We start from the raw sequence: 14545 nt of genomic DNA on the forward strand, positions 1-14545 counted from the left end.
CAAGTATCAGAATTAACAGGTTTGCATCCGAGTAGTCTCAGGAGAATGCTGGTGGAACACGCTACGATTCAGAAGAACAAATCTTTCATTAAAGGAGTTACATTCTGATGAAGGTGTAAAAATTCAATCTGCTGGATATGAAAAAGCGAAAGCGGAGCACCTGCGGTTATCTAGGAAAATTATGAATATCCGAAATAACCATATCCATCAAGCAACAGCTAAATTGGTGAAAACCAAAACAATGAGGATTGTTGTGGAAGACTTATCTATCTCAAACCTGTTAAAAAACAAAAAACTATCGAAGGCACTTTCCTTTCAAAAATTAAACTTCTTCTTTCAATGTTTGTCATACAAGTGCGAGAAGTACGGCATTGCGTATGAAAAAGCTGATAAATGGTTCGCCTCAAGCAAGATTTGTTCATGTTGCGGAGTTAAATACGACCATTCAGTTCAACCAGAAGGACAGTGGAGTTTAAAGATTCGTGAGTGGCGTTGTGCTTCATGCAATAGCTATCACGATAGGGATGTAAATGCTGCGATAAATTTATCAAGATGGGTAAAATAAATGCTTGATAATAGGAGGTAACGATACTGCCTCGTGTGGAGTGTTATACCCCTCGTCCCTTTGGGGCTGCGAGAACACTTTGAAGCACTAACTTGTGTAAATTTGATTGAATTGTATAGATTTAGTTAAGTTTATCGTATCGGAAAGTGTTTTTGACGAGTTATTAAATGCAAAAGAAGAAGTCTTTTGCATTTACCTTTTAAATAGACTAGATAATACATTTAGGAATGAAAATTTGTAAATATATGGTATAATTCTATTAAAAGGTGAAAGGAGCTTCTAACATGTGGTTCATTTCGGCAATCGCGCCTGTTCTAATAGTCGGGGGAATTGTAGTATTTGTAATAAAAAGATTGGAACATAAATATAAGCACGGCAAATTGGGTAAGAAAAAATCAAATGAGGCTCAAATTTTATTAGACAGTTTAATACCAATAGGAATGTTTATTGGTTGTATGATCGGCTTGATTTTCGGCATGTTTTTCCCGGACTTCTCCCTGCTTTCAGTTAGTTTAGGGGCCGGAATAGGCTATTTATTTGGTTATTTCGCCTATGAAATTTATAGTAAGACAGGAAATAACTTTTCCTAATTCAAAAAGAATAAATAGGACAGTACATAGTCGTCATATCCAATATGTACTGTCCTTTATTTTGGCATCAACGTAATCACCTTACGTTCCACATCCTATACACCTTTTTGATTGATTTTCCTCTCCTCCCTCTTTCGTATATCCGCTTTTTTATTTTCACTAGATCTATATCCATAGTAAAGTAAAGCACATGTAATAACTGAACCTACAATGTAGCCTAAAAAACACCCTAACCAAAACATAATGTAATTGCCTCCAATCCTTTATAAAGTAAAACTTTAATCAGCTCTCACCAATCGGACGTTTACGGACAGTTGATCTCCCACCTAACTTCTTTGCTCCAATTGAAATTTTGAGGTGGGAGTTTTACTGTCCGTTAGCGCGGGATAAATTTTATGTACTATAACTCTTTACATGCTCAATCGTTTATTTCTATAAACTATACACTCTCTAAGGCTATTCATACCATTATTTCTCTTCTTACCTCAAATGACAATTTTATTATTTGTCATAAAGTTAATATTTTTCCATATTATTACTTTTACCTTTAAAAATAATATACTACATTTGAAATAAGCAGGCTAGTATATTGGCTCTTCTCCCTCTTACCTTTAGTTATGAACAAAAAAATCCCCTCAAAGCATAAACTTCAAGGGGTGAGCCTGTTTTTTTATTTACTTATATACGTACAGCTGTACCACTTACAGCAACCATTAACATTCCATCACGAACTACTTCGTAATCTACGTCAACGCCGACGATAGCGTTCGCACCTTTTTGTTTTGCAAGTTCTTTCATTTCATCCATTGCGATATCACGAGCTTCTTTTAGCTTGCTTTCATAAGAACCAGCACGACCACCGACAACATCACGAACAGAAGCGAATAAATCGCGGACAATATTTGCACCCATAATAGCTTCACCATTTACAATATCGATATACTCAATAATTTCTTTACCTTGAATTCCAGACGTTGTTGTTACAATCATGACTGACACTCTCCTAATAAGTTGTAGTTTGAATAAGCTTTCTTATGTCTTTATTATGACATGGAACAAGTAACGAATCTATTGAATTACCTTACAGGAATGTGACAGTTTTGTAAGAATAAAATGCCTATTATGTTTAATAAAGTGCTTTAACATTAGGATATATAAACGATTCCCTATTTTCTTTCCAGTCGCGTTCTACTTCTTTAAAAGTTGGTCGTCCTAATTCTTCATTGTTTTCATGTTTACGAAACCATTTCTTCACATACTGATCTCCATTTTTATTTTGAACTGTACAAAGGAAACTATTACTACTATCTTTTAATATTTTTACAATCACGAATAGACACCTCTTTCCTTTTAAAATAACGTAATAGAACTTGATCTTTTACTATAAGCCCTTCCTCTCTTATAGTCATACGACTCCTCGGTCGCGCCAAAGTTGTAAGACCAAAAAACGATATTTACTTTGTTTACATTTTATTTAAAGAAATCAGAGTTATAAGCATGATGCTTATCAAATATTTTATAGATTTCTAACTTATCATCTAATTTTGCATCTACTAAAATTAATATATTTCCATTGTAAATATATTCTTCATACTTTTTAGCATGATCTTCAGGGATTCCTAAGCCGATAAATGCCCCTATTAAACTTCCAGCTCCTCCGCCAATACCGGCCCCTCCAATAGCTGCTGCGATAGGTCCCGCTGCTACAATTGGACCCAGTCCAGATACGGCAAGTACACCAAGACCTGTTAATAAACCACCGAGTCCACCTGCTACTCCTCCTGCTACAAGCCCTGTCGCTGAAAAGATATCTGCTTTATGTGCAGTTTCATGATTCACTTTCTCACCTGATTTTTCTTCCAGATGTTCAATTTCCTTTTGATCTTTCGCAATAGCTGAAATGTTATCTGCCGAGTATCCTTTTTCCTTTAATTCATTAATAACGAGTGCCGCATCATCAATTGTTTGAAAAACACCTACTATTTTTCTATCCATATTCATAACTATTAACCTCCTAAAGTTTTATATAATGCTTCTTTATTATTCTTCGTTTTTATATACACTAATTTTTTTATTTACATACCCATTTACGAAAAACGCTAACAATAAAAGGATTACAAGAGAACTACTTAACAAGTAAATGAAATCAAATGTAATATCCGTTATCATTTTATCCATATGTAACAGTCTCCTTTTTATTTAAAGTAAAAGTATAAAACCTTACAATTCATCTTCGGTCAATCTCTTTGTAGTATATGTATACCCTCCGTAACTCTTTCTAAACGTAAAAACTATAATTATATTTTTTCTTATTTATATGTTTAACATTTTTTTAAACGGGTATATTTATATTGTTATGCTTATTATATGGAAAGGAATATTACGATGAATGCCATTCACTCTACTACTATTCTTTATAACGAAACACCTACAATAGCGCAGATTCATCATTTTTACGCTTTAATGACAACATTTCAAACGAATGTATTTATAAGTAAACACGGAACACTTACTGCTATTAAAAACTTAAGCACATTAGTATCATTTTTCCTTACTGTAAAAAAGAAAGAGCTTGTATTATTTATCTTTGAAGGAATAGATGCAAAAAAAGCTTTAAGAACACTCTTTCCTTCTTAAAAGTTTTGTTATCCCCCTATTCCCTCAATTGTTACTTTTCATATATCGTTTTATACTTCAAAATGATTTCCTCTATTCAAAACGAGACCCCCTAATACAATAGGGGGATTTCTAGTTTGGCCCTATGAAAACTGATATAATATATATTACGTTTTTCATTCTTTACAATAGAAAACTTTTAATAACCTTGAAGGTAGGAATTTTTAATGAAATCGGAAGCAAAATTTAGTATTCGCTACAAAATTATGGCTGGTTATTTAGTTATCATTTTGTTCTTACTTATTTCTTTCATTATGCTAAACAATCAGATTTCCAATTTACAAAAATCTCGTAATTTTATTATTGATCACGATTTTAAAGTTCTTAATTTAACGAATCAAGTGGAGAAAGAATTGCTAACAATTGAAAATAAAGCGAAGGGCTTTATCACTTCTAATAACGCGAACTATTTGCAATCTCTTAACTCTGCCGAAAAAGATTATGAAAAACATTACCATGATCTTTTTTCTTTATTAGAAGATAACCCATCTCAGCAAGAAAAATTAAAAAAGATTAACGGAAATATTACTAGTTGGATAAATAAAGAGATTCACCCGTTAATTGCAAACCATAATAGTAACAACATACAAGAAATCGACACTACCGAAATCCAATCATTGCAATCACAGCTAACTGACTTCCGCAGCACTGAGGAGCAATTAACGAAAAAAAGAGCTGCACAATTAGATATTGAAAATAATAAATTAGAGATTTGGTTATACAGTTTATTGTTCTTACTTTCTTGTGTTGCCATTATCGTTTCACTTTATATTTCCAATTCCATTACAAAAACGATTAAAAATGTAATTCAAGCTATTAAATCCATTTCTTCTAAAGAAAAAATTACGGAAAGAATTCATGTAAATACACATGACGAAATAAAAGATCTTGCTCATACAACAAATCACCTACTGGACGAAATATCGAAAAGAGAGTGGTTACAAACGGAGCTTGCAGAATTAATTTTAATGTATCAAGGTGTATCCTCTATCGAGATGTTAGGTAACAAAATTTTGAGTGGCATTATACAAAAAACGCAAACTTCTTGCGGTGCATTTTATGTACGTGAAGAAGTTGAAGAAACTGTCTACTATGTGAAGAAAGCTTCTTTCGCTGAACAAGGTGCTGATATTGGAAAACAATCTATTAAAATGGGTGAAGGTTTCATTGGACAGTCTGCTTTAGAAAAGAAAAGTTTTATTCTGAGGGACATACCCGAAGAGTTTCGTTACGTTACTACTGGATTATTAGAAATACGTCCTAAAAATATACTAGTCATCCCTGTCTTATTTGAAGATGAAGTAATTGCAGTAATGGAGTTAGTAAGTGTAACTGAGATCTCAGACTTACATCAAGATTTCATTCAACAAACTGTTGATAATCTAGGTTTAACAATCCATAGTATTATGGGACGTATGCGAATTCAAACTCTTTTACATGAATCACAAGCAATGACAGAAGAGTTACAAGTTCAATCAGAAGAATTGCAAACGCAAGCGGAAGAACTACAAATGCAAGCCGAAGAATTACGAACAACGAATGAACAATTAGAGTCTAGAACAGAAGAAGCTGAACAAAAGACAGCTGACTTACAAATTACGAAATTAGAATTAGAAGAAAAAGCAAGCGAGTTGTTACGTAGCTCAAAATATAAATCAGAATTTCTAGCAAATATGTCACATGAATTACGCACACCATTAAATAGTATTTTACTATTATCTGAAATGTTAAAAGAAAATCATGACAATCATCTATCCGATGATGAAATTGAATTGGCAACCGTTATTCATTCATCAGGAAAAGATTTGCTTACTTTAATTAATGACATACTAGATTTATCGAAAGTAGAAGCCGGAAAACTAGATGTCATTTTTGAAGCAACGAACATAAGTGATATGGCAGCAAGTATGCAGCAAAACTTTTTACATATCGCTGCACAAAAAAATTTAGAATTTACTGTTGAAGACAGTGACACGATTCCTAATCTGTTTTATACAGATGCAAAACGGATTGAACAAATTATTAAAAATTTATTATCCAATGCATTTAAATTCACGGAAAAAGGATCTGTCTCTTTACATTTCGATTCAATAGAAACAACTAATTTAAGTCATGATATGCAGTCTATCAGTAATGATTGGATGACAATTTCGGTAAAAGATACTGGTATTGGTATTGCTAAAGAGCAGCATCAACTTATTTTCGAAGCCTTTCAACAGGCAGATGGCGCAACGATTCGAAAATATGGTGGTACAGGCTTAGGATTATCTATTTGTAAAGAGTTTGCTAGATTGTTAGGTGGTTGGATTACGTTAGAGAGTCATGTAGGAGAAGGCAGTACTTTCACCGTATATATTCCTAACCTTCCAAATGGATTAACTGATGATATACAAGTATCCAATTTAGAAGTCGCAGCAACGGTAGAAGATGTTATTCCTGCTGAAGTTGTTGAGGAAACTATCGTGATTCCAGAAACTAATAACGTCTTCCAAGAGAAAACTATTTTAATTGTCGATGATGATCATCGAAATATATTTGCGTTACAAAATGCATTAAAAAAACAACATGCCAATATCATTACTGCACAAAACGGCCTAGAGTGTTTAGAAATACTAAAAAACAATACAAATATCGACCTTATTTTAATGGATATTATGATGCCGAATATGGACGGTTATGAAACGATGGAACATATCCGAATGAACTTAGGGTTACATGAAATACCTATTATCGCATTAACTGCGAAAGCAATGCCAAATGATAAGGAAAAATGTTTATCTGCTGGCGCTTCAGATTATATAAGTAAACCATTAAATTTACATCAACTCTACTCGGTAATGAGTGTATGGTTAATAAAATAAGTGAGGTTTCGTTTCAGTGGAAAATAAGTATTATAATTTTGATCCATCAGTAGATACGGATAAGCGTACGAACTTAGAAATTGACTTACTATTGGAAGCGGTATTTAAACTATCAGGATTTGATTTTCGCCAATATGCTCGCACATCTATTTATAGGCGGATTTGTAATCGAATGCAGCTTTCTAATATCCCTACCATTTCAAAATTAATTGAAAAAGTAATTCATGAAGAGGGGGTTTTAGAACAGTTATTAAATGATTTCTCCATTAATGTAACTGAGATGTTCCGTAACCCTATCTTTTTTAAGGCGCTAAGAGAGCATGTCATTCCTGAATTAAGAAAGCATTCTGAAATTAGAATTTGGCACGCTGGATGCGCGACTGGTGAAGAAGTATTATCCATGTCCATCTTACTTCACGAAGAAGGATTAAGTGAAAAAGCTGTTATTTACGCAACAGATATGAATACAAATGTGTTAGAAAAAGCAAAACAAGGCATCCTTCCGTTAAATAAAATGCAAACTTATACGAAAAACTATTTACAAGCTGGCGGTACACAAGCATTTTCCAACTATTATTCAACGGATAGCCGCTTTGCCTATTTTAATCCGTCACTGTTACAAAACATTATTTTTGCGCAGCATAATTTAGTAACTGATCAATCTTTTAACGAATTTCACATTATACTTTGCCGTAACGTTTTAATTTACTTTACGAGTAAACTTCAAAACCAAGTACAGCAACTCTTTTATGAAAGTTTAAGTCACAACGGATTCCTATGTTTAGGGAATAAAGAAACTCTTCGTTTTTCAGATATAATGCCGCACTATGTCCAATTTAATCCGAACGAACAAATTTATCAAAAAATACAATAAAAGCGTATGAAATCCTCTGTTTGGATTTCATACGCTTTTTATTTCGCATTCGTTTGTATCATAATGAGACACATATCATCTGATTGTGCTTTCTTCTGTTCTTCCTTGTAAAACCCTTCTATCTCTTCTTCTAACTCTCCCCATTTTCTTTCTGTAAAAGTACGTAATTTCTCTTCAGCCTCAAATTCATCATTTGCTATTGCTTCAAGTACACCATCTGTAAACAATACGATTTGAGCGTTCTTCTCAAAAGGTATAACTGTCTTTTCAACTTTTATTTCATCAAAAAATCCTACCGCACAACTCCCGCGATTTAGTTCCACTACATTCGTTTCATCAACTAAAACATATCCAGAAGGATGTCCTGCATTTACATATTCAATCGTTCTCTTTTCTGTATCTACTACTAAGTATATCGCTGTAAAATAATATGGAATATTGTCATTCTCATTATGTAAAAGAGTCATATATTTATTTAAGTCTTTCATAACGAGTTCTGGATCGATTAAACTTTTAATCGTTTCACGTAATACAGACGAAATAAACATACAAACTAATGAAGCTGATACACCATGTCCCATCACATCTAATAATATAATACCGTAGCGGTTTTCATCGATTTTATACCAGTAATACATATCTCCAGCTAGTTTAAATGAAGGTAAGTAACTTGCTTCGATTTTTATGTGTTCTTCTCTTAATGGACTACTTAATAAGTTTCTTTGTACTTGCGTAGCTAAATCTAGTTCATTCCGAAGATTTTCTTCCTGTTCTTTATGCCAATTCAATTCCGATTTCAAGCGTAATGCTACACGCATACGCGCTAACAATTCAACTTTATTTATAGGTTTCGTAATATAATCCATTGCCCCCATATCAAGAGCTTCAGCTAATTTATTTGCATCTTCTAAAGCTGTAACAAAAATAATAGGAATATCTTTAAACTTCTCCTCTTTTTGTAATCGCCTACAAACTTCAAGTCCATCAATTTCAGGCATCATGATATCTAATAGTATTAAATCTATTTCATTATGCCTGGAAGAATCTTTTCCAAACTGTATGTATTCGAAAAGCTCTTGTGCAGAATTCAGCGATACAAGATCCTGATATCCGGCTTGTTTCAAAATTTTTTCAATTACAAAGATGTTCACCGGATTATCATCGACAATTAAAATGGACACAAGTTATTTCCCCTTTTCTTATATAAAATGTAAATCGATTATCATTTTCTATTTTTCTAGTATTACATACTCAGTTATGAAATGAAAATTTCCTACTCTAACATAATTTTTATACAGCAAAAGAACAAACCCCCAGAGATGAGAGTTTGTTCTTTCACTCTATAAATTATTTCCACTTTTAATTTAGCACCATTGCTTTATCATTTAAAAGACGATCTAATTCTTCCATATGATTTGTTTCATCTGCAATCATATCTTCTAACTTTACAACTAACTCTGTCATATTTAATTTCACTGCTTGTTCTTTTCGCTTTTCATAACGCTTAATTGTTTCATATTCTGATTGTCTAGCGTATTCTAACATTTCTCTCACATCTTCTGCTTGTTTCACTCGTAAAGGGATTGTAGTAGGTGTACCACCTAACGTCTTAATTTTCTCTGCTAAATATAGGGCATGTCCTTGTTCATCACTAATTTCAGATTCAAAGAAAGGTTTTAACACTTGTCTATATATACCAGAAACTGTAGCTGCATTATGGTTATACATAATAATTGCTGAGTATTCTCCTGCTAAATCTTCATTCAAACCTTCGATTAGTTCTTTCACATCGTGTGACATTTCATATCTCCTCCTATACTTAATAAGTACCCCTTTTCTCATGTTTTAAACATCATTATTTTAAATTTTTTATGTATCTAAAAATGCGGCTTGTTTCAACTTACTTATTGCTTGTCTTTTAATACGAGAAACGTGCATTTGTGAAATACCTAACCGTTCCCCTGTATCTTTTTGATTTAAATTTTCTCCAAATATATAATGAATAACACTCTTTTCTGTCTCATTTAATACGTTAAAAATATCCTTTAAAACGAGACGCCTTTCTGTCTCTTCATATCCTTGCTCTACTTCACCTACAGATTCAATTCTCGCTACCGAACTTCCATCAGATGAATTTTCAACTACATCATCTAAGGAAGATACTCGATAATTATTTTTCGCATCCATAATTTCTAGCACTTCCTCTTCGGATAGTCCTAAATGGTCTGCAATCTCTATAATCTTCGGTGAACGTTGCAGTTGATCTGTTAGCTCCTCTATCGCAAGTTTAATTTTTCCGCCTAGATCTTTAATTCGCCTTGGAACGTGAATGCCCCATGTTTTATCACGCAAATACTTCTTTATTTCCCCTACTATCGTAGGTATTGCAAACGGCTCAAAAGCATTCCCTATCGAATAATCATACCTTCTTATTGCGCCTAAGAGCCCTAACATGCCTACTTGTATAATATCCTCATGCATCGGCCCGCCTTTTGAATAGCGATATGCAATGGAATAGACGAGATTTTTATAATGCTCAACTAACCTTTCCTGCGCTTTATCACATTGGTTTTGTTGGAAGTCTGCAATTAGTTTAATAACGTCTTCTTTAGTAAGATTCGTAGGTTGAGATTGGATTTCCATCATTCTCCACCTGCTCTCTTTGTATATATTTTGTCATTAAAACTGTCATGCCCTCATCATGCATAATTTGTATATCATCCATTAACGTATTGATTAAATATAAACCTAAACCATTTTCCGGCAAATGTTCTACTGGCTTATTAATATCATACGGACCAACTTTCCTTTTTAAGTTATTGAAATCAAAGCTAACCCCATTATCAGCAACCATAATTTCTAATCGATTTTCATATAGCCCAAAGACAATTGCAATTTCTCCAACGTCTTCTTTGTATGCATGTTGTACAATATTTGTACATGCTTCACTAATAGCAATTTTCATATCTTCTATATCGTCATAAGCAAAGCCCATTCGATTCGCAACACCAGCCATTGTTAAACGAATAATAGCCACATATTCTGCCTTTGCAGGAATTTTCATTTCTATCTTTTCAAATCTCTCCATCATCCCTAGTCACCTTCTTTCTACTTTTTCAAAATCGGAATTCAAATTTAATATTTCTGTTAACCCTGTAATATCAAATAATCTTTTTAACCTTTTAGATACACCAATAAACTCTAGTTTTCCATCATTTTTCTTAACTGCTTTTAATAGCGCTATAAAAACACCTAAGCCTGTACTATCCATATACTCTACCTCAGTAAAATCTACTACAATATGAACCTCTTTTTCGCTTGCAATAGGCATGATCTTATTTTTCAAATCTGATGCTGTATATGCATCAATTTCACCATTAAGTTGTACCGTATAACCTACATCATTTTGCAAAATATTTATTCCCAAATTCATCATTTCCGCCCCCTTATCTCAAACTACTACTATGTTAATTACCCATAAAAATTAGTTTTAAACATATTTTTTTATTTTCATTATAAATAAATTTTCCACAGCTTTCTCGGCTTAACACGTAAAAAATACTACCAAATGTTTAAACCCTATAAATTTGTGTATATATAATGTATAAACATTATTTTTAGGGGGATCTATCTATGGAAGAGCACAGCTTTAAAAAGGGAGATTTCGTTCAATTTTCTTATCGACACGATCATGCTACAAAATTAGTTGGTTCCATTATTAATATACTAACGAATACAATTGTAGTGGATATAGGTAATAACGAGGACTTATCTCATATAGAACCAAGGCAGGTCGTAAGAATAAACGCTTGTAAAAAAGTAACGATGGCTTAATACATAATAGAAAGTGTAATTTCAATGAGCGGGGAATTCTTTATTCCCCGCTCATTCGTATGCAAAATACATAAAAAAAGCATCCAAATTAGTTTAATTGGATGCTTTTTTATGTATATTTATCAGTTCATTAATTTTATAGCTATATATAATAAACTTAAGATTACTATTCATTATCATACTTACGCTTTCCGTAGCATTCTAGAGAAGAATGTAACGATTAAAATAAAGACGATTGCACCTAATAACGCTGGAAGAACGAAAATACCTCCCCATTCAGGACCCCAATGACCAAATAACGCACTACCTACCCAAGATCCAATTAAACCAGCAATCACATTACCAACTATACCTAAAGGAAAGTCTTTTCCTGTAATCATTCCAGCTAATGCACCAATAAGTCCACCTACAATACATGTAATAATAAGTCCCATAATTAAGCCTCCCATATTATTTTTATAATGGATTTATCAAGCTTTGGTGTGTAACCAAAGCTTGATAAACATGTATTATTCTTTATTATCCAACCCATCACTTATCTTTTGTTTCACTTTTCCGACTTTTTCTTTTATAGTTCCCTTCGTCTTCTCCCACTTCCCTTCATTTTTCAACTCTCTATCTTCTGTAACTTCACCAATTCCTTCTTTTACTTGTCCCTTTGTCTTTTCAACTTTACCTGTAATTTGTTCTTTTAGTCCGCCACTCATATTTCCCATCTCCTTTTCTTAATAGATTTATAAGATACAAATTTAAATAGAATACGTGCATCTTCTTTCTTGTAACCATTCACCGACTCTTTCTAAATCCTTAACGAATAACAAGATTTTCCCTTCATCTAGCTTTTCTTCGTAGAAGTTCGCTTCTTCCTCATTAAGCCCTAACTCCTGCATCTTATTTCTTAACTGATCTCCCGTTTTTTGAAAGACATTAATAATGCTTGTCCCAAGCCCCTCCTCTTTTATACCAATTGTATTTACGTCTGCATTGTCTGCGATTCTATCTGTCCTCTCTTTCTCGTGTGTTAATACGTAAATATCTTTTTGGTCTATTCCTTTCTTCACTAGATCATTCGCCGCATTCATGACCTCTTTCTCCGTAATAAATTCATATACAAAAGGTTTACTATACTTCGTTTCCATCTTTAACTTCCTCCTTTAAAATGAATTATTTGTTATATTATATGTAGTACACCCATTTTCGAAATGTTAAACATAAAATTCGAAAAAAGTTATGTGAATTTTCTCTATCCCAAAACTAGTAGAATAAATCCCCTTACAATAACTACCTTAATTAACAGAAAATTGTTATAATTAAACTTAAGGAGGGATACTATGAAAAAAATCATATCTATATGCGCTCTAACCGCTCTATCTTTCACTTTAATAGGATGTACAAGCACCTCGGCTACAGATAAAGCTTCACAAGCTAAGCAAGAACATACACAAACTACCTTTCAATTAAAATCCGCAAATATTACAGACATTGAAATACTTAGCACAATAAATAACAACGTTTCAAAATCTCAAACAGACAACGAAGAAATGATACAATCTATCGTTTCCGCAGTTCAAAAAGGCACGCCTAAAACAATCACTTTAGATCAAAAAAAGCGAGAATCGGCACATTCTACTATTACCGTTACATATAAAGATGACGCAAAAGAAGAATTTCTTGTTTGGGTTGATAATAAGGAGAAAATTACGATTGCTAAAGATGAGGAGAAGGATAAGGTTGAAGGTGTGACAGTGAATATTAAAGATGTGAAAATGATGAAGGATTTCTTTTAAAATTTTAATATAATTGATGTTAAAAAAAGTAGGATGTAATCCTACTCTTTTTTAATCTTGTCCAATAAATAAACTTTTATAAAAGCTATTTAAGATCTAATTTTGCTAAATCATGTTGTAAAACATTATTTCCTTCTTGTGGGTTAAATACTATTGCACTAAGACCAAAAACATTCGTAACAACATCTCTATCTTTCGAACGAATGATTCTTACTTCATAAGCAAAAACTCCTGGAGGAAGAGCTGCTGAACGAAAAGTAACACGTCGATTAGGTGCCAATGTTTGTGTTGAAGGGTCTACTAATGGTAACAATACCGGAGAACCCGATGACCAATCAAACATTTCAACAGTTACTGTATGAGTATCATCTGGATCAACATTCATAGCTTCCACAGTAAGAAATAAAGTAGCGGAATGTCTACGTAATACACCCGTTGACAAAGTTTCATTGTGATGTTTATGACATCTTCCAGGAGGATAACCATAGCCATAACTCATATCAATTCCCCCTTTCATTTACAATTAAGGACAAGTATTCCTTATAATATATAATGCTAGTATTATTTTAATGAAAGGTATAAAAGCGGATTTCCATCTGTATTTTTGGATATTTTATTTTCCACTTATCCCCTCTTAATGAATAATATAGATTCTCCTATTTTGCCCTTGAACTCTTTCTAAGAATAAATAAATCTATTTTGAAAAGGACCTGCTCCATTCATTCGTAAAAGCATAAAGTAAATGGAATCCGTTAAAACACATGAGTGAACCTTTGTTTTTCTCCTCCTATTAAAAGGAGGAACTGTTATGGGCTTTGGTGGTAGTTGTGGCGGCTGTGGCTTCGCCGGAGGATTTGCTTTATTAGTTGTATTGTTTATTTTATTAATCATCGTTGGAGCTGCTTGCTTCTGCTAAAAAACTATCGAAAAGACACTCATGTGAGTGTCTTTTCTTCATATGTAAAAAAAGCCCACCTATTTCCGTAGGCAGGCCTTATCTTTATTACACAATAAGAAAGTATACTCTCTTTTCCCTTGAATTTTTATGTAATTATACATATTCATGAAAATAGAAGAAGTAAAATTGTCATTACAATATATTTTCCACTTTCAACTTAGTTATCAATGGATAAACTTTATTTATATATTCATGGGAATCATCCATTGAAAATGTATCTTCTTTAAGTCAAAACTGTCATTTTAAAAAAGAAAAAGACACCCTAAGGTGCCTTCCTCCGACTTGAACCATCTTAATTTTAATAATATGTATTGGACTCCCATCCAATTATTATTTTACCATGTTAAGTTGTTTTTGTTTATTGAGAAATACAATAGTTTATGTATGCCGGTCTTCTGTA

General features: G+C 32.8%; 20 protein-coding genes and 1 pseudogene. 8 read left to right on the top strand and 13 right to left on the bottom strand.

Translation table 11 applies throughout. The features are described 5' to 3' along the window. Positions 1 to 109 precede the first annotated feature (109 nt). Positions 110 to 565: pseudogene (locus MR079_RS16115) on the top strand (RNA-guided endonuclease InsQ/TnpB family protein); the annotation flags it as partial. A gap of 284 nt (positions 566 to 849) precedes the next feature. Then, the gene (locus MR079_RS16120) at positions 850 to 1155 is read left to right on the top strand and encodes a hypothetical protein (protein WP_103625462.1); all 306 of its coding nucleotides are present in this window, start codon (positions 850 to 852) and stop codon (positions 1153 to 1155) included. Positions 1156 to 1833: 678 nt separating this feature from the next. Here MR079_RS16120 and MR079_RS16125 read toward each other — a convergent pair. The 4 genes from MR079_RS16125 to MR079_RS16140 all read right to left on the bottom strand — a co-directional run bounded on the left by MR079_RS16125 (position 1834) and on the right by MR079_RS16140 (position 3333). Continuing rightward, positions 1834 to 2145 (bottom strand): YbjQ family protein, encoded by a 312-nt coding sequence (locus MR079_RS16125; RefSeq protein ID WP_000637511.1) that lies wholly within the window; start codon positions 2143 to 2145, stop codon positions 1834 to 1836. Between the two features lie 136 nt (positions 2146 to 2281). Next, complete coding sequence (locus MR079_RS16130; RefSeq protein ID WP_001970570.1) at positions 2282 to 2485, bottom strand: DUF4028 family protein; 204 nt, start codon at positions 2483 to 2485, stop codon at positions 2282 to 2284. 140 nt (positions 2486 to 2625) lie between these two features. Next, positions 2626 to 3156, bottom strand: coding sequence for a general stress protein (locus MR079_RS16135; RefSeq protein ID WP_139868878.1), 531 nt, complete (start codon positions 3154 to 3156; stop codon positions 2626 to 2628). 39 nt (positions 3157 to 3195) lie between these two features. Beyond that, positions 3196 to 3333: a hypothetical protein gene (locus tag MR079_RS16140; RefSeq protein ID WP_000359813.1), complete on the bottom strand. Its 138-nt coding sequence runs from the start codon at positions 3331 to 3333 to the stop codon at positions 3196 to 3198. Between the two features lie 207 nt (positions 3334 to 3540). Between MR079_RS16140 and MR079_RS16145 the strand changes: the two genes are divergently transcribed. From MR079_RS16145 to MR079_RS16155, 3 genes are all read left to right on the top strand, one after another. Beyond that, entirely contained in the window at positions 3541 to 3792 is a 252-nt protein-coding gene (locus MR079_RS16145) for a hypothetical protein (RefSeq protein ID WP_139868880.1), read from the top strand. A 206-nt stretch (positions 3793 to 3998) separates the two neighbouring features. Then, a complete protein-coding gene (locus MR079_RS16150) occupies positions 3999 to 6692 on the top strand; it encodes a response regulator (RefSeq protein ID WP_242294289.1) in 2694 nt (897 codons plus the stop codon). Between the two features lie 16 nt (positions 6693 to 6708). Then, positions 6709 to 7566, top strand: coding sequence for a CheR family methyltransferase (locus MR079_RS16155; protein ID WP_242294290.1), 858 nt, complete (start codon positions 6709 to 6711; stop codon positions 7564 to 7566). Positions 7567 to 7604: 38 nt separating this feature from the next. On the opposite strand, the gene MR079_RS16160 is transcribed toward MR079_RS16155, so the two are convergent. From MR079_RS16160 to rsbV, 5 genes are all read right to left on the bottom strand, one after another. Further along, positions 7605 to 8747, bottom strand: a complete 1143-nt coding sequence (locus MR079_RS16160) for a fused response regulator/phosphatase (RefSeq protein WP_139868886.1) — start codon at positions 8745 to 8747, stop codon at positions 7605 to 7607. Positions 8748 to 8925: 178 nt separating this feature from the next. Then, a complete protein-coding gene (locus MR079_RS16165; RefSeq protein ID WP_242294291.1) occupies positions 8926 to 9366 on the bottom strand; it encodes a ferritin-like domain-containing protein in 441 nt (146 codons plus the stop codon). A 69-nt stretch (positions 9367 to 9435) separates the two neighbouring features. After that, positions 9436 to 10212 carry an RNA polymerase sigma factor SigB gene (gene sigB, locus MR079_RS16170; protein ID WP_139868888.1) on the bottom strand — a complete coding sequence of 259 codons (777 nt, stop codon included), beginning with the start codon at positions 10210 to 10212 and terminating at the stop codon, positions 9436 to 9438. Beyond that, complete coding sequence (gene rsbW / locus MR079_RS16175) at positions 10175 to 10657, bottom strand: anti-sigma B factor RsbW (protein WP_139868890.1); 483 nt, start codon at positions 10655 to 10657, stop codon at positions 10175 to 10177. The genes sigB and rsbW overlap by 38 nt, the downstream gene beginning before the upstream one ends. A gap of 6 nt (positions 10658 to 10663) precedes the next feature. Then, positions 10664 to 11002 (bottom strand): anti sigma b factor antagonist RsbV, encoded by a 339-nt coding sequence (gene rsbV, locus MR079_RS16180; RefSeq protein ID WP_002020655.1) that lies wholly within the window; start codon positions 11000 to 11002, stop codon positions 10664 to 10666. A 197-nt stretch (positions 11003 to 11199) separates the two neighbouring features. On the opposite strand from rsbV, the gene MR079_RS16185 reads away from it, so the two are divergent. Continuing rightward, entirely contained in the window at positions 11200 to 11400 is a 201-nt protein-coding gene (locus MR079_RS16185; RefSeq protein ID WP_139868892.1) for a methyltransferase, read from the top strand. Positions 11401 to 11582: 182 nt separating this feature from the next. On the opposite strand, the gene MR079_RS16190 is transcribed toward MR079_RS16185, so the two are convergent. From MR079_RS16190 to MR079_RS16200, 3 genes are all read right to left on the bottom strand, one after another. After that, positions 11583 to 11834, bottom strand: coding sequence for a GlsB/YeaQ/YmgE family stress response membrane protein (locus tag MR079_RS16190; protein WP_000522903.1), 252 nt, complete (start codon positions 11832 to 11834; stop codon positions 11583 to 11585). 75 nt (positions 11835 to 11909) lie between these two features. After that, positions 11910 to 12116, bottom strand: a complete 207-nt coding sequence (locus MR079_RS16195; RefSeq protein ID WP_370530088.1) for a CsbD family protein — start codon at positions 12114 to 12116, stop codon at positions 11910 to 11912. 33 nt (positions 12117 to 12149) lie between these two features. Next, positions 12150 to 12539, bottom strand: coding sequence for a YflT domain-containing protein (locus tag MR079_RS16200; protein ID WP_000448809.1), 390 nt, complete (start codon positions 12537 to 12539; stop codon positions 12150 to 12152). 192 nt (positions 12540 to 12731) lie between these two features. Here MR079_RS16200 and MR079_RS16205 point away from each other — a divergent pair, with 192 nt between their 5' ends. Beyond that, the gene (locus tag MR079_RS16205; RefSeq protein ID WP_242294292.1) at positions 12732 to 13187 is read left to right on the top strand and encodes a hypothetical protein; all 456 of its coding nucleotides are present in this window, start codon (positions 12732 to 12734) and stop codon (positions 13185 to 13187) included. An 85-nt stretch (positions 13188 to 13272) separates the two neighbouring features. Here the strand turns inward: MR079_RS16205 and MR079_RS16210 are convergent, their stop codons facing one another. Continuing rightward, positions 13273 to 13686: a BtaA family protein gene (locus tag MR079_RS16210; RefSeq protein ID WP_242294293.1), complete on the bottom strand. Its 414-nt coding sequence runs from the start codon at positions 13684 to 13686 to the stop codon at positions 13273 to 13275. A gap of 309 nt (positions 13687 to 13995) precedes the next feature. Between MR079_RS16210 and MR079_RS16215 the strand changes: the two genes are divergently transcribed. Continuing rightward, positions 13996 to 14103 (top strand): YjcZ family sporulation protein, encoded by a 108-nt coding sequence (locus tag MR079_RS16215; protein ID WP_000505670.1) that lies wholly within the window; start codon positions 13996 to 13998, stop codon positions 14101 to 14103. Positions 14104 to 14545: the final 442 nt, after the last annotated feature.

Origin of the sequence: Bacillus cereus group sp. BfR-BA-01381 (assembly GCF_022663555.1) — a bacterium.
In the GTDB taxonomy this organism is placed as follows: domain Bacteria; phylum Bacillota; class Bacilli; order Bacillales; family Bacillaceae_G; genus Bacillus_A; species Bacillus_A pacificus.